Genomic DNA, 20,143 nt, shown 5'->3' on the forward strand with positions numbered 1-20,143 from the left:
CTCGGCATGGCGGCGCGCCCGAGCTGGGAGCTGACCTCGGTGCGCAACGCCGCGCGCCTGCTCAAGGAGTTCTCGGTGACCGACCGGGAGCTGGGGGTCGCCGAGCTCGCCCGCCGTCTCGGCCTGGGGACGAGCACCGTGCACCGCCTGCTCGCGACCCTCGCCGACGAGCGCCTGCTCGAGCGCGGCCCGACCGGCACCTACCGGCTCGGGCTGGCGGTGCACGAGCTCGGGGCGTCCGTCGCGCCGCACGTCGGGCTGCACGAGGCGGCGATGCCGGCGATGGCGGGCCTGCGCCACGCCACCGGCGAGACCGTGCAGCTCGCGGTGCTCGACGGCCTGCACTCGGTGTACGTCGAGCGCCTCGAGAGCCCGCACACCGTGCGCATCTTCGCCCGCGTCGGGACGCGGCTGCCGGCGACGACGACGAGTACGGGCAAGGTCCTGCTCGCCGCCCTGTCGCCCGCGGACCTCGACGCCCGGCTCGCAGACTGGACCCCCGAGCGGCCCACCCCGCACTCCATCGCCGACCCCGCCACGCTGCGCCGGCGCCTGCGCGAGATCGCCGCACGGGGCTGGGCCGACAACCGCGAGGAGAGCCGCCTGGGCGTCGTGTCGGTGGGCGCGCTGATCCGCGACGGGGCGGGGGCGCCGGTGGCCGCGGTCAGCGTCGCCGTCCCCGTCGACCGGGCCGCCGCCGCGACGATGCGCCGCTACACGACGCTCGTGACCGACACCGCCGACGTCATCACCCGGCGGCTCGCCGCTGGAGCAGGAGGCTGACGAAGGCGACGAGCGCGAGCAGCGCGACGATGCCGGCGAAGACGACGCCCGCGGTGACCGGCCCGAACGCCGCGGACGCGACGCCCTCGCCGACCACGGGCAGCGAGATGCCGACGTAGAGCACGAGGAAGAAGCTCGACGCGACCTCGCTGCGCCGCTCCGGCGGGCTGCCGGCGTTCACCGCGCCCAGCCCGGCGCGGAAGCTCATGCCCTGCCCGACGCCCGCGACCGCGGCCCCGGCCACGAGCAGCGCGAGCGAGGCCAGCGCGAGCGCGGATCCGACGCCGGCGGCGCCGACGACGAGCGCGGCGCAGCCGACGAGCAGCGAGCGGCGCTCCGGCAGCCGCGACGACGCGATCTGCCCGATCGTCGACGCCCCGAGCAGCGTGAACACGACGAGCCCGGTGACGAGGTGGTCCCGCACGCCGAGGACCTGGCCGAGGAACGACGCCGAGACCGCGGTGAACAGGCCGAGCACCGCGAACCCGGCGAACCCGGCGATGGCCGCGCGCACGAACACCCCGCGGACCTCGGGCGGCACCGCGACCCGCTGCGGGCGCCAGCTGACCGGGCCGTCGGTGCGCTCGGTCGGGTCGACCACCCGCCACAGGAACGCCCCGACCACCAGCACCATGCCGATGTGCACCGCGTACGGGAGGGACAGCGGTGCGGGCAGGTACTCGGCGAGGGCGCCGGCGACGACGGGGCCCAGGCCCAGCCCGAGCATGTTCACGCAGGCGGCCGCGAGGCTGTAGCGGCTCTGCCGGCCCGCCGGCGCCAGGTCGACGAGGGCGGCGGTGGCCGTGCCGGTGAAGATGCCGGCCGAGAGCCCGGAGAGCACGCGCCCGGCGAAGAGCGCCGGGACGCTGTCCGGGACGAGGAACACGGCGCTGGAGACGGCGGCCAGCGCGAGGCCCGGCAGCAGCACGGCGCGGCGCCCGAGCTGGTCGGACAGCCGCCCGAAGAACAGCAGGGCCAGCATCACGCCCACGGCGTACGTCGCGAAGACGAGGGTCACCACGACCCCGCCGAACCCGAGCTCCTGCTCGTAGATCGGGTAGAGCGGCGTCGGCAGCGTCGCGCCGAGCATCGTGACCAGGAACGCGAGGGCGACGACCACCGCGGCCGTCGGGCCCCGCAGTCCCCGGGCGGGGCGGGTGGTCTCGGTCGACGAGCTGATGGTGGTTCTCCGTCCGGCGGTGCGCGATCGCACGCCGGACGGCGTTCCCCCGCCGCGCCGGCCCCATACCGGCGCGACCGGGGGTGTGACCGGACTAGCGCCCCGGGATCGGCTTGCCGGAGAACAGGTACTTCTGCGCCAGCGCCACCGGGTCGTACGCGGCCGGCGTCGCCTCCTCGGGCGCGGCGGTCACCGTCACGGGGCGGGTCTGCACGATGCAGACCGGGTCGCCGGCCCGCCGGTGCCGGCTGATCACCCACTCCACGTCCACCGGGTGGCCGTAGTGGTCCTCGATGGCGCGGACCGCGGCGCAGATCGCGCCGATCTGCTCGTCGTCGAGCACGCGGCGGTCCGCCAGCTTGGCCGGCATGTCGATCTCGGTGACGGCGCCGACCGCGAAGTCGAACGCCGACACGATCCGCTTGTGCGCGACGTCGTACTTGAGGACCCGGCCGTCGGCCTTGCCGATCTCGACGTGGTCGGGATCGACGAGGCCCTGCACGATCGCCTCGCCCCAGCCCCAGCTGGTCTCGACGACGATCCGGTCGGCCTTGCCGGTCACCGGGTGGACCGAGAACGCCACGCCCGACGCGCGGGCGTGGATGAGCTCGATGACCCCGACGGCGATCGGCATCGCGTGGTGGCTGATGCCGCGGCGCAGCCGGTAGGCGAGCGCCCGGCCGGTGAACAGCGAGCCCCAGCAGTTGCGGACCGCGTCGAGCACCCGCTCGATGCCCGACACCCCGAGGTAGGTGTCGAAGATGCCGGCGAACGAGGCGTCCGCGGCGTCCTCGCCGGTGGCCGACGAGCGCACCGCGACCGGCACGTTGACGTCGACGGCGCGCAGGCAGAGCTCCTCGTAGGCCTCGGTGAGCCGGGCGGTGAGGTGCTCGCCGATCGGGGTGTCGCGGAACATCGCGCGGATCGCGGCCGAGGCCTCCTCGACCTCCGCCTCGGACGGTGTCGCGCCGAGCCGCTCGATCACCGCGTCGATCCGCGCGTCGAGGCCCGACTCGGAGCAGTGCCGGGCGTAGGCGTCGACGGTGACGGCGAAGCCCTGCGGGACCTCCACCCCCGACTGCAGGAGCTCCGCGAGCCGCCCCATCTTCGAGCCGCCGGCCGCGATCGCGCGCTGCGGGTCGACCTCGTCGATCCAGACGACGGCGTCGCAGCTGTGCACGGGCTCGGCCGTCCCGCTGGTACCGCTGCTCCCGCTGGCCTCGGGGGACCCGAGGGGGTCGGTCACGCTCATGGCTGCCTCCGGCGCGGCGGTCACCCGGCGACCCCCGCAGGGGTCTCGGCGACGCCGGACGTGGTGGTGGGTGCCTTCGTGAGGATGGTGACGGTGCCGTTCGTCCCGTCGACCTCGATCTCGTCGCCGTCGGAGATCGACAGCGTCGCGACGCCGACCGCGGTGACCGTCGGGACGCCGTACTCGCGCCCGACGATCGCCGCGTGGGACAGCATGCCGCCTCCGTCGCACACCGCACCCGCGATCTTGCCGAAGGCCGGCGTCCAGTTCGGCGACGTCGACTCGCAGACGAGGATCGAGCCGGGCTCGAGGCGGTGCAGGTCGTCGGAGGACTGCAGCACCCGGGCGATGCCCCGCGCCGTGCCCTTCGCGGCCGCGACGCCGGACATCACGGTCTGCCGGGCCGCGTCGGGGTTCTGCACGGCCTTGATCGACTGCGGGTTCAGCCCGAAGATCTCGATGAGGATCGGGTCCTCGACCGCCTCGGGGATGGTGCCGAGCACCTTGGGCATCTCGCCGCGCTTGGCGTGCCAGTGGTCGAAGTACTGGCGGCGGTCGGCGACGAGGCTCTTGAGCTCGCCCGCGTAGGGCCGGCGTCCGGCGGCGACGTCCATGAGCTCCGGCCAGAACAGGTAGAGCATGTCGTCCTTGTGGTCGGCGCCCTGGCGCCGCGCCAGCTCCTGGCAGCCCCACCGCAGCGGGAGCATGACCTTGAGGTCGATGTAGTAGTTGTGGTCGTCCTGCCACCAGGGGAAGTTGGCCTCCTGGTTGGACCGCAGGCCGGCGTCGAAGACGGCCTGCTCCTCCCGGGTCAGGCCCGACCGCGCGTTCTCGATGGCCGTGTCGCGCTCGGCGAGCGCGTTGCGGGCGGCGGCCTCGAAGTCGTGGTCCTCGGGTCGCTTGAGGAAGGTCTTGACCAGGCCCAGGGCGACCGAGTTGTCCTCGATCCAGCTCGGGACGCCGACGTCGCAGGTCGCCTCCGCGCGCCAGCCGTAGACCTGCAGGAAGTCGTCGAACTCGGTCAGCCAGGTCGACGCGGCGCCGCCGTGGCGCGCGAGGGCGTCGCGCAGCTCGTGCGGCTCGTGGGTCTCGAAGACGTCGGCGAGGCCCAGCTGCCGGGCGCGGCCGGCGAGCCGGTCCAGCTCGCGGTCCGTCTCCATGATCTTGGTGTCCTCGCCCTGGAGGAACTTGCCGATCTCGTTGGGGTTGATCCCCATGTCGGCGCAGGCCCCGTAGAAGCCGAGGAAGTTGGCGAGCATCGGGTACATGACGCCGAAGTGGATCTCCATGGCGCGCTTGTGGTAGCGGCGGCCCTGGCCCAGCAGGTCGCTGAGGTCCGGCGTGCCGGCGAAGTCCACGCCGCGGAAGTACTGCCAGGTGGCCTCGAGCTCGTCGCGGCCGCTCTCCCAGATCGAGCGGTAGTTCTGCAGGAAGTGGGGGAGGTTCGTCGCGATGCGGTTGGCGCGCGCACCGATCTCGCGGGGATCGGTCTCGGGGAGCGCACAGCCGTAGAGGTGCGTGCCGGCGAACCGGGCGGTGACGCCGCGCCCCGGGGGCAGGGGCAGCGACTCGGCGGCGTGCTGGGTGCCCCAGCAGTAGCCGTCGCCGCTCCACAGCGTCGCCGCGAGCGGGGTCAGGCCGCGCGACCAGTGGAAGTCGAGGAACCAGAACCCCTGCTCGTCGCCCGGCCGGAAGGGGCTCGCCGGGTCGACGATCCACGGCATCTCGAAGTGCTCGGGCCGGTATCCCGGGTACCACTCGCCCGTGGCGAACTCGTCCACCGGCACCACGTTGGCCATCTGATCCTCCTCGACGATGAGCGCCCGATCACCGTTCATCGCCGCGCCGCTGTGAGGCAAGCAACACGTTCCGCCACCGCGAACGTTGCCCGCCGCCGAACGGGCCTCTGGTGTGCCACTCGTGGACCCCTAGGGTCACGCGCCGTGGGAGATCGTGCGGACCCGCTCCTCGCCGTCGTCGTCGGGGCCACCGGCGCGCTGGGCGGGGCGATCGTGCGCCGGCTGCGGGACCGCGGCCTGCCGGTGCTCGCCGTCGCCCGGTCCGCGGAGGCGGTCGCGGCGCTGGCCGCCGACGACGAGGGCGTGCTCCCCTGCGCCGCGGACATCGGCGACGACGCCTCCGGCCCGGTGATCGCCGAATCCCTGGCGGCGCGCGGGCTGCCGGTGCGGATGGTCGTGCAGGCCGCGGGCCTGCCGGCGCTGGGTGGCCTCGACGCCGTGGAGCCGGCGGCGCTGGGCGCGGCGGTCGCGCTCAAGGTCGGCGGCCTGCTGCGCCTGGTCCGCGCGGCCGAGCCGTGGCTGGGGGAGGGCTCGCGGATCGTCGCCCTCGGCGGGCACTACGGCGCCGAGCCCTCGCCGCACGTGCCGGGGGCGGGGGTCACCAACGCGGCGCTCGCGAACCTCGTCCGCCAGCTCGCCGACGCGTACGGACCGCGCGGGATCACCGCGCACCTCGTCGCCCCCGGGCCCGCCGACACCGAGCGCCTGCGCCGGCTCTCGACCGCGCAGGCCGAGGTCCGGGGCGTGGACGTCGAGGCGGTCCTCGCCGAGCGGCGCGCCGAGTCCCCGCTGGGCGCGCTCGTCACCCCCGAGCAGGTCGCGTGGGCCGTCGCGACCCTCCTCGACCCCGAGGCCTCGGCCCTCACCGGCTCCACCCTCGCCCTCGACATGGGGGCGCGCCGGGGCGTCTGACCCCGGCGTCAGGGCGGCGCCACCGCCATCACGGCCTCGACGACCGCGGGCCCGTGGCCGAGCACGGCGTCGTTGTGGTCCGCGCCGGGCACGGCCACGACCCGCCCGCCGGCCGCCGCGGCCACCGCCCGGCTCTGGGCCGGCGGGATGATGCGGTCGGCCTCGCCGAGGACCACGACCGTCGGCACGCGGGTGCCCGCCACGGTCTCGACGACGGGGAAGCGGTCGGTCAGCAGGGCGCGGACCGGCAGGAACGGGTAGGCGAGCTCGCCGACGGCGGCGAGGTCGATGAACGGCGAGCGCAGCACCATCCCGGCGGGCGGCGCCTCCGTCGCGAGCCGGGCGGCCACCGCCGACCCGAGGCTCTCGCCGAGGTGGATCAGCCGGTCCGGGGCGACGCCGCGCTCGCGGACGAGGTGCTCGCGGGCCGCGCGGGCGTCGGCGAGCAGCCCGTCCTCGCTCGGGCGTCCCGGGTTGCCGCCGAAGCCCCGGTAGTCGAACAGCAGCACGTCGAGCCCGCGTGCGGTGAGCGCGGCGGCGAGGGGCGCGCGCAGCGACCGGTCGCCGGCGTTCCCGTTCGTCACCAGCACCGTGACGTCGCGGCGCTCGCCCTGCGCCGGGGCGAACCACGCGCCGAGGCGCAGCCCGTCGGCGGTGGTGAGCACGACGTCCTCGCCCTGCGCGAGCATCGTGCCTGCCGGCGGGACCGGCCCCGACGAGGGCAGGTAGACCAGCTCACGCTGGAACCACCACAGCCCGCCGACCAGCACGAGCGCCGCCACGACCAGCACCGCGACGACCGTCGCCACCGGTCCGATCAGCGCACGCACCGCCACCCACCTCCCGGTGTCGATGATGACGTGCCCGATTCGTACCGTCTGGCGGAACGAACGGCACGGGGAGTCCGGACCGGGAGGTGCTCGTGGACGTCGCGATCGTCGCCGAGGAGGCCGCGGGGGCGCGCGCCCTGCAGCGGGTCGCCCGTAGCGACCACCGTCCCGTCGTCGTGCTCACCGCGAGCAGCCCTGACGACGCCGGCTCGGTGGCCGCGACGGCCGCCGGCCTCGGCGTCCCGACCCTGCCCGCCGACCGCGTCCGCGACCCCGCCCTGGCCGACGACCTGCGCGCCCGCGGCGTGGACGTGCTGCTCAACGTCCACTCGCTGCACCTCGTCCGCCCGGAGGTCCTCGACGCGCCGCGCCTCGGCGCGTTCAACCTCCACCCCGGCCCCCTGCCCGAGTGCGCGGGCCTCAACGCCCCGAGCTGGGCGATCGCGCGGGGCCACACCGAGCACGGGGTGACGCTGCACTGGATGGAGGCCGGGATCGACACCGGCGACGTCGTCGACCAGGTCCGGTTCCCGATCACGCCCGACGACACGGGGCTCACGGTGTCGGTGCGCTGCATCGGCCACGGGCAGGAGCTCGTCGACCGGCTGCTCGGCCACCTCGACGCGGGCACCGTGCCCCGCCACCCCCAGGACCGCAGCGCCCGGCGGTACTTCGGACGCGGGGTGCCGCACGAGGGCCGGGTGCCCTGGTCGGCGCCGGCCGACGAGGTCCTCGCCTTCCTGCGGGCCTGCGACTACGGGCCCTACCCCTCGCCCTGGGGCGTGCCGCGGACCTCCCGGAACGGCGCCGGGGAGATCGGGATCGTGCGCGCGGCGGCCACCGGGCGGTCCTCCGCGGGCCACGCGCCCGGCGAGGTGGACCGCGACGACGAGGGCCCGGTCGTCGCCACCGCCGACACCTGGATCCGCCCGCGCCGGGTCGTCGTCGACGGCCGGGGGACCGACCCGGCCGAGGTGCTGGCGGCGGGGGACCGGCTCTCCTAGCCCGATCCGTCAGACGACCTGCAGGCCCAGCGCCCGGCACACGTCCGCGGCCTGGGCGGTCGACACGATCGCGCCCCGCAGCACCGCCGGCGTGTCCGGGGTGATCTCGCCGAGGTCGGCCCCGCGCAGGTCGGCGCCGGCCAGCCGGGCGTGGGTGAGGTCGGTGCCGCGCAGCGCGCAGTCGGTGAGGACCGCGTCGCGCAGGTCGGCGCCGGACAGGTCGGCGTCGGAGAGGTCGACCCGCTCGAGGCGCCAGCCCCGCAGAGCGGCGTCGGCGAGCCGGGCCAGGGCGAGCGAGCAGCCGTCGACGCTGAAGGTGACCGCGAGGCTGCGCATGCCGGTGAGGTCGGCGCCGATCATGCGGCAGTCGCGGAACGCCGTGTCGGTGAGGCGGGTGCCGACGAGGCGGGCGCGGGAGAGGTCGACGCCGGTGAGGACCGCGTCGGTGAGGTCGGCGTCGGAGAGGTCGGCCTCGGCCAGCGAGCCGCCCTCGACCGTCGCGCCGTCGAGCACCGCGCCGCGCAGCCGCGTCCTCGTCAGCGTGCAGCGCTCGAGCGTCGCGGCGCCGAGGTCGACCCCGGAGAGGTCGAGCTCGGTGAGGTCGCAGCGCCGGAGCACCCACCGGCCGCCGTCGGACAACGCCTCGCGGACCGCCTCGGGGTCGGCGCCGGAGAGGTCGACGTCGGTGACCTCGGGGCCGAGCTCCAGGGCGGCGAGGGGGTCGGTGCGCACGGGCGCCGAGTCTGCTCCTCAGCCGGGGATCGGGGCCCCGGAGGGCACGCCGGCGTCCACGTAGGCCCGGTAGAGCTCCTCCCACGCCGGGGTGCGGCCCCCGGGGGCACCGCCGGGCGTGCCGGCGAGCGCGGCGTCGAGGGCGTCCAGGCACAGGTCCCACCCGGCGGCGTTGCGCGAGGCGCCGTCGCGCTCCTCCATGACGTGGGTGAACGTCAGCCGCGTGCGGCCGTCGCGCAGCGTCTCGACCTCGAACCACAGCTGCTCGCCGCCCCACGAGAACCCCACGCGGTGCGGCGGCTCGTGGACCAGGACCTCGCCGCCCCCGCCGTCGCCGTCCTCCTCGAAGGAGAAGGTGACCGCCGCGCCCGGCGCCCACGACGACGCCGCGACCCGGGCGGGGAACCAGTGCGCGAGCTCGTCGGGGTCGGTGAGCAGCGTGAACACCCGGTCGGCGGGGTGGTCGTACTCGCGGACGAAGCGCAGCGCGGGGCGGCCGTCGATCTCGAGGTAGCTGCCGGTGGGGCTCACGGGGTGTCCTTCCGTGGATCGGTCTCCTCGAGTCGCCGGCCGAGGGCGTCGAGGCTGTCGGACCACAGCCGCCGGTAGGGCGCGAGCCAGGCGTCGAGGGCGACGAGCGGTGCGGGGTCGACCTCGTACACGCGCCGCTGGGCCTCGGGTCGCGCGCGCACCAGCCCCGCCTCGCGCAGCACCCGCAGGTGCTTCGACGTGCTGGGCTGGCTGAGCGCGAGCAGGTCGACGAGCTCACCGACCGCCCGGGGCCGCTCGCGCAGCAGCCCGAGCATGGCCCGGCGGTGCGGGTCGGCGAGCGCCGTCCACGTGCCGGCGTCGGGGGCGGTGGTCACGGCGTCGAGCATGCCGCATCGGGAATATGCCGCGCAAGGCATAAGGCGGTCGCGTGGCGCCGCGCGCGTGATCAACGGGGAGTTCGCGCGCGTAGAGGCAGCGAACAGCACGTTCGCTGCGACCTACCCCGAGGCCCGCGCCGCGATCTCGTCCCGGCGGGCCCCGGACGCCGGCACGCCGCCGATGGCCCAGTCGTCCGGCGGCACCTGGAGGACCCGCCCGCGCACCCGGGAGCGCTCGACCCCGAGGACGTCGACGATCAGGTCGGTGACCTCGGCGAGCAGCCGGTGACGCTGCTCGACCGGCCGGCCCTCGAGCACCACCGCGGTGAAGTACGGCGCCGGCGCGCTGCCGGTCTCGCCGCCGACCACGACCTGCTCGCGGGCGTGGAGCGTCGCGACGCCCGGATGCGCTCGAGCGGCGACCCGAGCACCTCGGCGTAGCGTCGGCTCGCCTCGCGCAGCAGGCGCGTCACGTCCGCGGGGTCGTGGTCGCCCTCGACGAGGTGGACCTCGAGGACGGGCACGTCAGCCCTGCTCCCGCTCGCGGGCCAGCTCGAGGGCGATGTCGATGATCATGTCCTCCTGGCCGCCGACGAGGCCGAGCTCGCCGCAGCGGCGCAGGATGTCGGGCACCGGGACCTTGTAGCGCTCGCCGGCGTGCTCGGCGTGGAGCAGGAAGCTCGAGTAGACCCCGGCCCAGCCCTGGGTGATGGCGTTGCGGTCCATCTTCGGCCAGCGGTGCAGGTAGGGGCGCACGACGTCCTCGGCGGCGTCGAGCAGCGCGGTGACGTCGAGGCCGGTGGCGATGCCCATCCGGTCGAAGACGGCCGCGAGCACCTCGGTCGGCGAGTTGCCCGACCCGGCCCCGAGCGCGCAGAGCGAGCCGTCGATCTCCTTGACGCCGACCTCCGCGGCGATCACCGAGTTGGCGACGCCGAGCGAGAGGTTCTGGTGACCGTGGTAGCCGACCCACGCCTCGTCCCCGACCTCGGCGAGCAGCGCCTCGAACCGCGCGCGGGCGTCGTGCATGAGCAGCGCGCCCGCGGAGTCGGTGACGTACGGGCACTGGCAGCCCGCGTCGACCATGATCCGCGCCTGCTTCGCCAGGTCCTCGGGCGAGGTGCGGTGGGCCATCATGAGGAACCCGACGGTCTCCATGCCCAGGTCGCGGGCGACCCCGAAGTGCTGCGGGGAGACGTCGGCCTCGGTGCAGTGGGTGGCGACGCGCACGACGTCGGCGCCGGCGTCGCGGGCGCGGCGCAGGTCGTCGACCGTCCCGATGCCGGGCACGAGCAGCACCGCGATCCGGGCCTGCGTCGCCTCCTCGCGGGCGGCGGCGATGAGCTCGAGCTCACTCGTGTGCGAGAAGCCGTAGTTGAAGCTGGAGCCGCCCAGCCCGTCGCCGTGGGTCACCTCGATGACCTCGACGCCGGCCCGGTCGAGCGCGCGCACCGTGTCGCGGACCTGCTCGACGGTGAACTGGTGGGCCTGCGCGTGGCTGCCGTCGCGCAGCGTCGTGTCGGTGATGCGGACGTCGTGACGAATCTCCGGCCGGCTCACGCGGCCACCTCCATCTCGGCCGCGACGAGCTCGCCGACCTGCGCGGCGGCCGCCGTCATGATGTCCAGGTTGCCGGCGTACTCGGGCAGGAAGTCGCCGTTGCCCTTGACCTCGAGGAACACCGCGACCCGGCCGCGCCCGCCCCACGTGTCGGTCGGCGGGTCGAACTGCGGCTCGGCGCGCAGCGTGTAGCCCGGGACGTACTGCTGGACCCGCTCGACCATCCGGTGCACCGAGGCGGCGACGGCGTCGTGGTCGGCGTCGGGCGGCAGCGAGCAGAACACCGTGTCCCGCATGATCATCGGCGGCTCGACGGGGTTGAGGATGATGATCGCCTTGCCGCGCTCGGCGCCGCCGACCTCCTCGACCGCCCGCGCGGTGGTCTGGGTGAACTCGTCGATGTTGGCCCGCGTGCCCGGCCCCGCCGACCGCGAGGCGGCCGATGCGACGATCTCGGCGTAGGCCACCGGCACCACCTGCGACACCGCCGCGACGATCGGGATCGTGGCCTGCCCGCCGCAGGTGATCATGTTGACGTTCGGGGCGTCGAGGTGCTCGGGCATGTTCACCGCCGGGCAGACCATGGGCCCGAGGTGCGCGGGCGTCAGGTCGATCGCGCGGATGCCCGCCTGCTCGTAGCGGGGCGCGTTGGCCGCGTGCGCCTTGGCCGACGTGGCCTCGAAGACGATCCGGGGCAGCGGGTCCTGGCGCAGCAGCCAGTCGACGCCCTCGGCCGACGCGGGCACGCCCATCGCCCGCGCCCGGTCCAGCCCCTCGGACTCGACCACCCCGACCATCGCGGTGACCTCGATCCGCGCGCTGCGCGCGAGCTTGGCCAGCAGGTCGGTGCCGATGTTGCCCGGCCCGACGATCGCGGCCGGGACCTTCGCAGGCGCAGTCATGACCGCAGCGTGGCACCGGTCACGCCCGCCGGGGAACCGCGACGTTCCGCCGACCGGGACGGGTCGGGTCCGTTGTTCAGGTCAGTTGTCGTGCGGCCCGGCCGGCGGCCTCGACGACCTCCTCGGCGCAGCGCGCCAGCACCGGGCGGGTGAACAGCGAGGAGGGCCCGGCGACCGACAGCCCGCCGACCGGCCGGCCGTCGGCGTCGACCACCGCCGCCGCGACGGAGGTCCGCCCCGCCTGGAAGGTCGAGGACACGACGTAGCCCGCGCGCCGCGCGGCGTCCAGCTCGTCGTGCAGCGCCGCGCGGTCGGGTGGGGCGACCTGCTCGTCGCGGCACAGGCGCCCGATGCGCTCGTCGACCTCCGCGGCCGGCAGCCGTGACAGCGCCGCCTTGCCGCACCCGCCGCGCCAGGCGGGCGCCCGCAGGCCGACCCGGTTGTCCATCGGTGCGCGCACCGGACCGGCCTCCCGGTGCAGGTAGACGGTCCAGCCCCCGACGAGCTGCGCGACGTGGACCTCCTGCCCGGCCGCCCGGCGCAGCCCGCCGAGCCCGCCCTCGACGGCGGCGACGAGCCCGGTGCGTTCGATGATCTGGCCGGCCAGGCCCACGAGCAACGGACCGAGCCGCCAGCCGCGGCGGGGCACGGTCTCCAGCAGCCCCTCGGCGGCCAGCGTGCTGGCCAGGACGTGGACGGTGCTGCGCGGGATGCCGGTCCGCTCGGCGAGGGCGCGGGTGGACAGCACGACGGTGGTCGGGCCGAAGGCGCGCAGCAGCACCGCGGACTTGCTCACCGCCGCGACCGTCACCCGATCGAGTCTGGGGCGCCCCGATCGCCGGTGTCCAGCACGGCGTTGTCCAGCTCAGCGGGACGGCGGCCTGGGGAGCCGGTCGCGGTCTGCCTAGCGTCCCGGGCCATGGCTCGTGTGTTCCACGTCACCGCCGGCAGCGGCCGGTCGGCCGCGCGGCGGGCGCCGCGCCACGAGCCCGCCCCCGGCCCCGCCGCTGTGCCGGCGGGCCCGTCCGGCGGCGGCGGCATCGTCGCCGGCTACCTCGCCCCGCACCCGCCGCACCTCGTCTACGCCGAGAACCCCCCGCAGAACGAGCCGCGGTCGACGGGCGGCTGGGAGGTGCTGCGCTGGGGCTACGAGGAGCTGCGCCGCCGGCTGAAGGCCCACCGGCCCGACGTGCTCGTGGTGCACGCGCCGCACTGGATCACCATGGTCGGCCACCACGTCAACTGCGTGCCGAACCCGCGTGGCGTCTCCGTCGAGCCGATCTTCCCGCACCTGTTCCGCTACCACTACGACTTCCGCACCGACGTCGACCTCGCCGAGGCGATCGTCGACGAGGGCGCCCGCGCCGGGCTGGTCACCAGCGCCCTGCGTGAGGAGGGCGTCCGCGTCGACTACGCGACGATCGGGGCGCTGCACCTGGCCAACCCCGACTGGGATCTGCCGGTCGTGTCGCTCTCGGCCAACAACAACCCGTACTACTACTCCGACGCCTCGCTGGCCGAGATGGAGACGCTCGGCGCCGCGACCCGCCGGGCGATCGAGCGCACCGGTCGGCGCGCGGTGCTGCTCGCGTCCAACTCGCTGTCCCACCTGCACTGGGACACCGAGCCCGAGCTCCCCGAGGACATGGGCGTCGAGCGCCCCTTCGACCACGCCCAGTACGCGGGCGACATGGCGCTGCTGCAGACCATCCGCGAGGGCCCGACCTCCCGGCTGAAGGAGGCCGTGCCGGCGCACATCGAGGCCACGTCGTCCGAGACGAAGGCGGGCAGCCTCACCTGGCTGCTCGCCGCGATGGGCTGGCCCGCGATCGCCGGCGACGTGCTCGCCTACGGCACGGTCATCGCGACGGGCAACGCGGTCGTGGAGTGGGTCCCGTGACCCCGCCGGCAGCCCTGGTCCCGGCCATGCCCCACCTCCTCGCCGGCGACCCCGCCCCGAGCTGGGCCGAGCTCGCCGCCGCGACCCGCACCGTCGGCGACCGCCTGCGCGCCGCCCGCGTCGACACGGTGCTGCTGCTCTCGACCCAGTGGTTCACCGTGCTCGGCCACCAGGTGCAGTGCGACGACCGGCTGCGCGGGCGGCGCACCGACGAGAACTGGTACGCCTACGACTACGGCCACCTCGACCACGACCTGGCCGTCGACGTCGAGCTCGCCCACGCCTGGGCCGACGCGATCGACGCCGCCGGCATGCAGGCCCGACGCACCCGCTACGACGGCTTCCCGGTCGACACCGGCAGCGTCGTCGCCTCCCGCTTGCTGGACCCCGACGGTCGGGGCCGGTGGGCGCAGGTGTCGTGCAACCTCTACGCCGACCCGTCGGCGATGGCCGAGGTCGCCGCCGCCGGGGTGCGCGCCGCGTCCGGGCTGGGCCGCCGCCCCGGCGTGGTCGCGGTGAGCGGGCTGTCGTCCGGGCTCACGCCCCGCTGGATCCGCCCGTCGGAGGACCGGGTCGAGCCCGAGCACGACCGGTGGAACCGGAAGGTGCTCGACGCGATCGCTGCGGGCGACCGCGACGCGGTGCTCGGGATGCGCGAGGAGTTCGCCGCCGCGGCGCAGGCGGACAGCCAGTTCCGGGCCGTCGCGTTCCTCGCCGGCGGCGGCGCGGTGGACCGACCGGGCGAGGTCCTCGCCTACGGGCCGGTGTGGGGCACGGGTGCGGCGGTCGTCTGGTGGAACGAACAGGAGACGTGATGGCACGGGCAGTGGGGTTCATCGAGGCCGAGGGGTTCGTGCCGGTCTTCGACGCGGTCGACGCGATGGTCAAGGCCACCGAGGTGGAGGTCCGCGGCGCGGTCCGCCTCGGCGGCGGGCTCGTCGCCGTCGCCGTGACCGGCGACCTCGCGACGGTCGAGGAGGCCGTCGAGGTCGGCGAGGAGGTGGCGCGGGCGGTGTCCGGCCGCGCCGTGAAGTCGATCGTGTTCGCGAGCCCGTGCGTCCCGGTCCAGGCGCTGGCCGGCGACCTGTCGATGGTGGGGAGCTGACCGACGTGGCCGAACGGGGTGCGGGAGCCATCGGGATCCTCGAGACGCGCGGCGTGGTCGCGCTGTCGGCGGGGATCGAGGCGATGATGAAGACCGCCGACGTCGAGACCATCGCCGTCGAGCGGGTCAGCAGCGGCTATCTCGCCGCGGCCGTCCGCGGCTCGCTGGCCGCGGTCCGGCAGGCCGTCAACGCCGGGTCGGCGGCGGTCGAGCAGTACGGCGAGCTGCGCGCGGCGCAGGTCTACCCGAAGCCGCACGGTGTGTCGGTCGGCCTGCTGGAGAACGGCAGCTCCGAGCGGCTCGCGCGGGCGATCGCGTCCGGGGCGGAGCGGTGATCCTCGGCGAGGTCGTCGGGCGCGTCTGGTCCGAGCGCGAGGTCGACGGGCTCGGCGGGGCGCGGATGGTGGTGGTGCGCGAGCCCGGGTCCGGCGCGCAGCGGGTGGCGGTCGACCTGCTCGACGCCGGCACGGGCACGACCGTGCTCGTCGCCACCGACGAGGCCGCGGCGGCGGTGACCGGCCGCAGCTGCGTCGACGCGGCGGTGGTCGCCCTCGTCGCCGGGTGGGACGGCTCGTGAGCGCCGGCTGGATCGTGGGCCTGGCCGACGCCGCGGCCGCGGACGTCGCCACCGTCGGCGGGAAGGGCGCCGGGCTGCACCGGCTCGTGGCCCTGGGCGCCCGGGTGCCGGCCGGGTTCGTCGTCACGACCGACGCCTTCCGCGCGGCCCTCGACACCGTCGCCGCCCAGGTGGAGGCCCCTCTGCAGGCACTGGGCCCCGACGCCCCGATCGACGCCGTGGAGCGGGCGGCGGCACAGGCCCGGGCGCGCCTGCTGCGCACGGCCTCGGCCGGACCGGTCCTCGAGGAGGTGCGCGCGGCCTACGACGACCTCGCGGGCGGCATCGCGCGCGTCGCGGTGCGCTCGTCCGCGGTCGGCGAGGACGCCGCGGGCGCCTCGTTCGCCGGGGAGCACGACACGTTCCTCGAGATCCGGGGCCGCGACGCGGTCGCCGACGCCGTCTGCCGGTGCTGGGCGAGCCTCTACACGGCGCGGGCGGTGTCCTACCGCGAGCACGCCGGGGCCGGACCGGCCGGGGCGATGGCGGTCGTGGTCCAGGAGATGGTCCCGGCGCGCGCGGCCGGCGTGTTCATGACCCTCAACCCCGCGAACGGCGACCGCTCGACCGTGGTCTGCGAGGCGGTGTGGGGACTGGGCGAGCCGCTGGTCTCCGGCGCCGTCACCCCCGACCGGTTCGTCGTCGACAAGGTCAGCGGCGAGGTCGTGCGCCGCGAGATCGCCGACAAGCCGCGCCAGTTGGTCCGCGGGGAGATGCCGGGGACGGCCGAGGTCGACGTCTCCGCCGAGCGGCGCGGCCGGCCGTGCCTCGACGACGCCGAGCTCGCCGAGCTGCTCGACCTGGCCCGCCGCGTCGAGCGCGACGCGGGTGTGCCGCAGGACGGCGAGTTCGCGGTGGCCGAGCCCGGTGGCCCGGCCCGCGTCCACCTGCTCCAGACCCGCCCGGAGACGGTCTGGAGCACGCGGGCCCCGCGGGCCGCGACCAATGGTTCCGGCGCACGCACCGCCCTGTCCGCAGTGCTCGCCACGCTCACCCGCGGCGCGGCCGCGACCAGCACGACGCCCGAAGGGACGCCCGACCATGGCGGCTGACCGTTTCCCGAGCCCGTTCGACATCGAGACACCGCCCGGCGCGGAGGGCTGGGAGTCGATGTACGACTGGTACCACCTGTTCGGCTCGGAGCGCCGTGAGCTGGACGAAGGCCGGTTCTGGTTCGCCGACCGCCTGCACCACCCCGACGTGCTCCACCCGTACGACGAGATCCAGTGCGAGTGCTGGTGGCAGGCCCTCGGCGCCTTCAACACCCGCATCTTCGCGATGCCACCGGCCTTCGGCGTCGACCAGCGGATCGTCAACGGCCGGCTCTACGTGACGCCGGTGGCCGCGCCGGCCGAGGACGTCGCGGCCCGTGCCGAGGAGTTCGGGAAGCGGGCCGGGCACTACTACGAGCGCTGGGACGCGATCTACACGGAGTGGAAGGAGAAGGTCACCGCGAAGCTCGAGGAGATCCGCGCGCTGCGCTTCGAGCCGCTGCCCGACCTGGAGCCCGAGTCCACGGTGTTCGACCACACCGGCCACTCGGCGGGGTTCCGGATGATCCGGGACTTCGACCGCCTCGTGCTGACGATGTACGAGACCTACCAGTACCACTTCGAGCTGCTCAACATCGGCTACGCGGCGTACCTGACGTTCTTCGCGATGTGCCGCCAGGCGTTCCCGGACATCTCCGACCAGTCGATCTCGCGGATGGTCGGTGGCCTGCGGGTCGAGCTCTACCGGCCCGACGACGAGCTCAAGCGCCTCGCGAAGGAGGCCCAGCGTCTCGGGCTGGTCGAGCGCCTGTCCGGCACCGAGGACGCGGCGACGCTGTTCGCGGCGCTGCGGCAGGACGCGGCGGGCGCCGAGTGGGTCGCCGACTGGGAGCGCACCGCCGACCCGTGGTTCCTCATCAACACCGACCCCGGGCACCCCGGCGGCTACCACACCTACCCGACCTGGGCGGACCAGCCGGACATCCCGCTGGCGTCGGTGCGCGAGTACCTGCGCCGGCTCACCGACGGCGAGTCGATCGACCGCCCGACCGACGAGGTGCTCGCCGAGCGCGACCGGATCACCGCCGGCTACCGCGAGCTGCTCGCCGACGACGACCGCGCGACGTTCGACGACACCGTGGCGCTCGCCCGCCAGGTGTTCGCGTTCATCGAGGAGCACGTGCTCTACATCGAGCACTGGATGTGGGCGACGTTCTGGGCCAAGTCCCACGAGCTCTCCCGCGCGCTGGCCGCGATGGGCGAGATCGACGAGCCCGAGGACATGTTCTTCCTGCGCCGCTACGAGGTCGCCGAGGCGATCTACGACTGCGTCGCGGCGTGGTCGGTCGGCTCCCGCCCGCGCGGCGCGGACCACCTGCGCCCGCTCATCGCCCGCCGCCGCGAGATCTACACCGCGCTCCGGGCGTGGGAGCCGCCGCCGGCGCTCGGGCCGCCGCCGACCCAGATCGACGAGCCGTTCACGGTGATGCTGTGGGGGATCACGACGGCGTCGGTGTCCGAGTGGCTGCGCGCCGACGGCGACGACGGCACCCTGCGCGGCACGGCCGGCTCGCCGGGCGTCGTCGAGGGGCCGGTGCGGGTGGTCACGCACCCGTCGGAGCTCCCGGACGTCCAGCCCGGCGACGTCCTGGTCTGCCCGGCCACGTCGCCCGCGTGGGCGCCGGTGTTCGCGCGGACCGCCGCCACGGTCTCCGACGTCGGCGGGATCATGAGCCACACCGCGATCGTGTGCCGGGAGTACGGCATGCCCGCGGTGGTCGGCACCGGCAACGCCGTCGCCACCCTGCGCACCGGGCAGCGGGTGCGGGTGGACGGGGACACCGGCGTGGTGACCGTCCTGTGACGGTGGGACCGTCCTGCGCTCCCCGCCCCGCCGGGCGGGGAGCGTCGGAGTCCGCGCCCCCCGACGCGGTGCGGGCCGCCCGGCGCCGGGCGCTGCGCCGCACCCGCACCACCGGCGGCACGCTGCTGCTCGACATGGGCGGGGTGGTGATCCCGACGCTGTTCGAGTCGACGGCCGTGCCGGGGTTCCCGGCCGGGCCGACCGGCACCGACGAGGACTACCGGTCGGTCGAGCGGGGCGAGTCCCAGGAACGCGACTACTGGGCACGCCTCGTCGCGCGCCGGCCGGACATCGACATCGGCGCCCTGTGGCGCGAGTGCTCCTACGTCCGCGGCGAGGTGCTCGGGCTGGTCGAGCGGCTCGCGGGACGGGTGCGGGTGGTCGCGTTCACCAACGACATGGCGCACTGGTTCGGCGACGACTGGCCGGCGCGCTTCCCGGCGGTGGCGCGGTTCGACGGGGTGCTCGAGGCCGCGAAGCTGGGCGTGCTCAAGCCCGACCCCGCCGCCTTCCGGGCCGCCGCCGACGCGCTGGCCGAGGACCCCGGGCGCTGCCTGTTCGTCGACGACCTCGCCGCCAACCTCGACGGGGCCCGGGCCGCCGGGATGGCCGCCGAGCTGTTCGAGGTCACCGACCCGGCCGGCTCGGTCGCCCGGGTCGCGCGCGCCCTGGGGCTCCCGCCCGACGAGCCCCGCCGGCGACGGGTGTGGTCGCCGTGACGGCTCCCGAGGAGCGGCTGTCCGCGCTCGGCCTCGAGCTGCCGGCCTTGCGCCGTCCCGCCGGGCACTACCGCGGCTGGACGACCGCCGGCGACGTCCTCTACCTGTCCGGCCAGGGCGCCGACGGGCACACGGGACGCGTGGGGGCGGACCTCACCGTCGCCGCCGGCTACGCCGCGGCCCGCGCCTGCACGCTCAACCTCCTGGCCCAGGCCCGCGACGCCGTCGGCTCGCTCGACCGCGTCGCGCAGGTCCTCGTGCTGCGGGGCTACGTCGCGTGCACCGACGACTTCACCGACCAGCCCGGCGTGGTCGACGGGGCCTCGGACCTCCTCGTCGAGGTCTTCGGCGAGCGCGGGGAGCACGCCCGCACCGCGATCGGGGTCCGGGCGCTGCCGCGGGGGTTCGCCGTCGAGCTGGACGCGGTGCTGCGTGTGCGCTGAGCGCGTGGCCTACGGGGACGACCCCGCGCAGTTCGTCGACCGGTACCCCGGCAGCGGGGCCGGCACGGTGGTGCTGCTGCACGGCGGGTTCTGGCGGGCCCGCGTCGGGCTCGACCACATCGCCCCCGTGGCCGCGGACCTGCACGCCCGCGGGCACGCGATCGTCAACGTCGAGTACCGGCGGGTGGGCCAGGCGCCGTGGCCCGCGACGCTCGACGACGTCGAGGCCGCGCTGCGCCTGGTGGGGGAGCCGGCCGTGCTCGTGGGCCACTCGGCGGGCGGGCACCTCGCGGCGTGGGTGGCGTCGCGGGTCCCGGCGGCCGGCGTGGTGTCGCTGGCCGGGGTGCTGACCCTCGCCGACGGTGCGCGCGAGGGCATCGGGAACGGCGCCGTCCGGGACCTCGTCGGCGGGCTGCCCGACGAGGTGCCCGAGCGCTACGCCGCCGCCGACCCGGCCGCGCTGCTGCCCCTGGGCGTGCCGCTTCGCGCGGTGCACGCGCGCGACGACGACCGCGTGCCGTTCCGGGTCAGCGAGCACTACGTCGCGGCCGCCCGGGCCGCCGGCGACGACGCGGCGCTCGTCGAGGTCCCGGGCGACCACTTCACCCTCGTCGACCCGCACCACCTCACGTGGCCGACCGTGTACGGACAGATCACGGATCTGCTCGCCTAGTGGGAAGG

General features: G+C 75.5%; 24 protein-coding genes. 13 read left to right on the forward strand and 11 right to left on the reverse strand.

Annotation, left to right across the window (positions count from 1 at the left end; all coding sequences use genetic code 11):
• Nucleotides 1-6 precede the first annotated feature (6 nt).
• The gene (locus tag PH190_RS07885; protein ID WP_274230947.1) at nt 7-783 is read left to right on the forward strand and encodes an IclR family transcriptional regulator; all 777 of its coding nucleotides are present in this window, start codon (nt 7-9) and stop codon (nt 781-783) included.
• Here PH190_RS07885 and PH190_RS07890 read toward each other — a convergent pair.
• The 3 genes from PH190_RS07890 to PH190_RS07900 form a co-directional block, all read right to left on the reverse strand.
• A complete protein-coding gene (locus PH190_RS07890) occupies nt 749-1,996 on the reverse strand; it encodes an MFS transporter (RefSeq protein WP_274230948.1) in 1,248 nt (415 codons plus the stop codon). The genes PH190_RS07885 and PH190_RS07890 overlap by 35 nt on opposite strands.
• A 61-nt stretch (nt 1,997-2,057) precedes the next feature.
• Entirely contained in the window at nt 2,058-3,215 is a 1,158-nt protein-coding gene (locus tag PH190_RS07895; protein WP_274230949.1) for a PEP/pyruvate-binding domain-containing protein, read from the reverse strand.
• Nucleotides 3,216-3,235: 20 nt separating this feature from the next.
• The gene (locus tag PH190_RS07900) at nt 3,236-5,014 is read right to left on the reverse strand and encodes a PEP-utilizing enzyme (RefSeq protein ID WP_274230950.1); all 1,779 of its coding nucleotides are present in this window, start codon (nt 5,012-5,014) and stop codon (nt 3,236-3,238) included.
• A gap of 144 nt (nt 5,015-5,158) precedes the next feature.
• Here PH190_RS07900 and PH190_RS07905 point away from each other — a divergent pair, with 144 nt between their 5' ends.
• Nucleotides 5,159-5,926, forward strand: a complete 768-nt coding sequence (locus tag PH190_RS07905) for an SDR family oxidoreductase (RefSeq protein WP_274230951.1) — start codon at nt 5,159-5,161, stop codon at nt 5,924-5,926.
• An 8-nt stretch (nt 5,927-5,934) separates the two neighbouring features.
• Here PH190_RS07905 and PH190_RS07910 read toward each other — a convergent pair whose 3' ends face one another.
• Complete coding sequence (locus PH190_RS07910) at nt 5,935-6,756, reverse strand: alpha/beta hydrolase (protein WP_274230952.1); 822 nt, start codon at nt 6,754-6,756, stop codon at nt 5,935-5,937.
• Between the two features lie 92 nt (nt 6,757-6,848).
• Between PH190_RS07910 and PH190_RS07915 the strand changes: the two genes are divergently transcribed.
• Nucleotides 6,849-7,760, forward strand: coding sequence for a methionyl-tRNA formyltransferase (locus tag PH190_RS07915; RefSeq protein WP_274230953.1), 912 nt, complete (start codon nt 6,849-6,851; stop codon nt 7,758-7,760).
• A 9-nt stretch (nt 7,761-7,769) separates the two neighbouring features.
• Here the strand turns inward: PH190_RS07915 and PH190_RS07920 are convergent, their stop codons facing one another.
• From PH190_RS07920 to PH190_RS07950, 7 genes are all read right to left on the reverse strand, one after another.
• Nucleotides 7,770-8,492, reverse strand: coding sequence for a pentapeptide repeat-containing protein (locus tag PH190_RS07920; protein ID WP_274230954.1), 723 nt, complete (start codon nt 8,490-8,492; stop codon nt 7,770-7,772).
• 18 nt (nt 8,493-8,510) lie between these two features.
• Nucleotides 8,511-9,023, reverse strand: a complete 513-nt coding sequence (locus tag PH190_RS07925; protein WP_274230955.1) for an SRPBCC domain-containing protein — start codon at nt 9,021-9,023, stop codon at nt 8,511-8,513.
• On the reverse strand, nt 9,020-9,358 hold the full coding sequence (locus PH190_RS07930; protein ID WP_274230956.1) for an ArsR/SmtB family transcription factor: 339 nt from the start codon (nt 9,356-9,358) through the stop codon (nt 9,020-9,022). The genes PH190_RS07925 and PH190_RS07930 overlap by 4 nt, the downstream gene beginning before the upstream one ends.
• Before the next feature lie 123 nt (nt 9,359-9,481).
• Entirely contained in the window at nt 9,482-9,730 is a 249-nt protein-coding gene (locus PH190_RS07935) for a tautomerase family protein (protein ID WP_274230957.1), read from the reverse strand.
• Between the two features lie 156 nt (nt 9,731-9,886).
• Nucleotides 9,887-10,921 (reverse strand): 4-hydroxy-2-oxovalerate aldolase, encoded by a 1,035-nt coding sequence (gene dmpG / locus PH190_RS07940; RefSeq protein WP_274230958.1) that lies wholly within the window; start codon nt 10,919-10,921, stop codon nt 9,887-9,889.
• The gene (locus tag PH190_RS07945) at nt 10,918-11,823 is read right to left on the reverse strand and encodes an acetaldehyde dehydrogenase (acetylating) (protein WP_274230959.1); all 906 of its coding nucleotides are present in this window, start codon (nt 11,821-11,823) and stop codon (nt 10,918-10,920) included. Before PH190_RS07945 ends, dmpG begins: the two co-directional genes overlap by 4 nt.
• A gap of 76 nt (nt 11,824-11,899) precedes the next feature.
• Nucleotides 11,900-12,619, reverse strand: a complete 720-nt coding sequence (locus PH190_RS07950) for an IclR family transcriptional regulator (RefSeq protein ID WP_274230960.1) — start codon at nt 12,617-12,619, stop codon at nt 11,900-11,902.
• A gap of 123 nt (nt 12,620-12,742) precedes the next feature.
• Here PH190_RS07950 and PH190_RS07955 point away from each other — a divergent pair, with 123 nt between their 5' ends.
• The 10 genes from PH190_RS07955 to PH190_RS08000 are packed head-to-tail and all read left to right on the forward strand — an operon-like array spanning nt 12,743 to nt 20,135.
• The gene (locus tag PH190_RS07955) at nt 12,743-13,723 is read left to right on the forward strand and encodes a DODA-type extradiol aromatic ring-opening family dioxygenase (RefSeq protein ID WP_274230961.1); all 981 of its coding nucleotides are present in this window, start codon (nt 12,743-12,745) and stop codon (nt 13,721-13,723) included.
• Nucleotides 13,720-14,538: a DODA-type extradiol aromatic ring-opening family dioxygenase gene (locus PH190_RS07960; RefSeq protein ID WP_274230962.1), complete on the forward strand. Its 819-nt coding sequence runs from the start codon at nt 13,720-13,722 to the stop codon at nt 14,536-14,538. Before PH190_RS07955 ends, PH190_RS07960 begins: the two co-directional genes overlap by 4 nt.
• Nucleotides 14,538-14,828, forward strand: coding sequence for a BMC domain-containing protein (locus PH190_RS07965; RefSeq protein WP_274230963.1), 291 nt, complete (start codon nt 14,538-14,540; stop codon nt 14,826-14,828). Before PH190_RS07960 ends, PH190_RS07965 begins: the two co-directional genes overlap by 1 nt.
• Before the next feature lie 5 nt (nt 14,829-14,833).
• A complete protein-coding gene (locus tag PH190_RS07970) occupies nt 14,834-15,163 on the forward strand; it encodes a BMC domain-containing protein (protein WP_274230964.1) in 330 nt (109 codons plus the stop codon).
• Nucleotides 15,160-15,405 carry a EutN/CcmL family microcompartment protein gene (locus PH190_RS07975; protein WP_274230965.1) on the forward strand — a complete coding sequence of 82 codons (246 nt, stop codon included), beginning with the start codon at nt 15,160-15,162 and terminating at the stop codon, nt 15,403-15,405. Before PH190_RS07970 ends, PH190_RS07975 begins: the two co-directional genes overlap by 4 nt.
• Nucleotides 15,402-16,496 (forward strand): PEP/pyruvate-binding domain-containing protein, encoded by a 1,095-nt coding sequence (locus PH190_RS07980; protein WP_274230966.1) that lies wholly within the window; start codon nt 15,402-15,404, stop codon nt 16,494-16,496. The genes PH190_RS07975 and PH190_RS07980 overlap by 4 nt, the downstream gene beginning before the upstream one ends.
• Nucleotides 16,486-18,300, forward strand: a complete 1,815-nt coding sequence (locus PH190_RS07985) for a PEP-utilizing enzyme (RefSeq protein WP_274230967.1) — start codon at nt 16,486-16,488, stop codon at nt 18,298-18,300. The genes PH190_RS07980 and PH190_RS07985 overlap by 11 nt, the downstream gene beginning before the upstream one ends.
• Nucleotides 18,297-19,019 (forward strand): HAD-IA family hydrolase, encoded by a 723-nt coding sequence (locus PH190_RS07990; RefSeq protein WP_274230968.1) that lies wholly within the window; start codon nt 18,297-18,299, stop codon nt 19,017-19,019. Before PH190_RS07985 ends, PH190_RS07990 begins: the two co-directional genes overlap by 4 nt.
• Entirely contained in the window at nt 19,016-19,462 is a 447-nt protein-coding gene (locus PH190_RS07995; protein WP_274230969.1) for a RidA family protein, read from the forward strand. Before PH190_RS07990 ends, PH190_RS07995 begins: the two co-directional genes overlap by 4 nt.
• Nucleotides 19,463-19,466: 4 nt before the next feature.
• Entirely contained in the window at nt 19,467-20,135 is a 669-nt protein-coding gene (locus PH190_RS08000; RefSeq protein WP_274230970.1) for an alpha/beta hydrolase, read from the forward strand.
• The last annotated feature ends 8 nt before the right edge of the window (nt 20,136-20,143 follow it).

Origin of the sequence: Actinomycetospora straminea (assembly GCF_028737255.1) — a bacterium.
Classification (GTDB): Bacteria; Actinomycetota; Actinomycetes; order Mycobacteriales; family Pseudonocardiaceae; genus Actinomycetospora; species Actinomycetospora straminea.

What these genes read in the sequence shown, in the direction of transcription:
- PH190_RS07900 (WP_274230950.1), bottom strand. Translation starts at nt 5,014, where the DNA reads ATGGCCAACGTGGTGCCGGTGGACGAGTTCGCCACGGGCGAGTGGTAC.
- PH190_RS07965 (WP_274230963.1), top strand. Translation starts at nt 14,538, where the DNA reads ATGGCACGGGCAGTGGGGTTCATCGAGGCCGAGGGGTTCGTGCCGGTC.
- PH190_RS07945 (WP_274230959.1), bottom strand. Translation starts at nt 11,823, where the DNA reads ATGACTGCGCCTGCGAAGGTCCCGGCCGCGATCGTCGGGCCGGGCAAC.
- PH190_RS07895 (WP_274230949.1), bottom strand. Translation starts at nt 3,215, where the DNA reads ATGAGCGTGACCGACCCCCTCGGGTCCCCCGAGGCCAGCGGGAGCAGC.
- PH190_RS07985 (WP_274230967.1), top strand. Translation starts at nt 16,486, where the DNA reads ATGGCGGCTGACCGTTTCCCGAGCCCGTTCGACATCGAGACACCGCCC.
- PH190_RS07955 (WP_274230961.1), top strand. Translation starts at nt 12,743, where the DNA reads ATGGCTCGTGTGTTCCACGTCACCGCCGGCAGCGGCCGGTCGGCCGCG.
- PH190_RS07885 (WP_274230947.1), top strand. Translation starts at nt 7, where the DNA reads ATGGCGGCGCGCCCGAGCTGGGAGCTGACCTCGGTGCGCAACGCCGCG.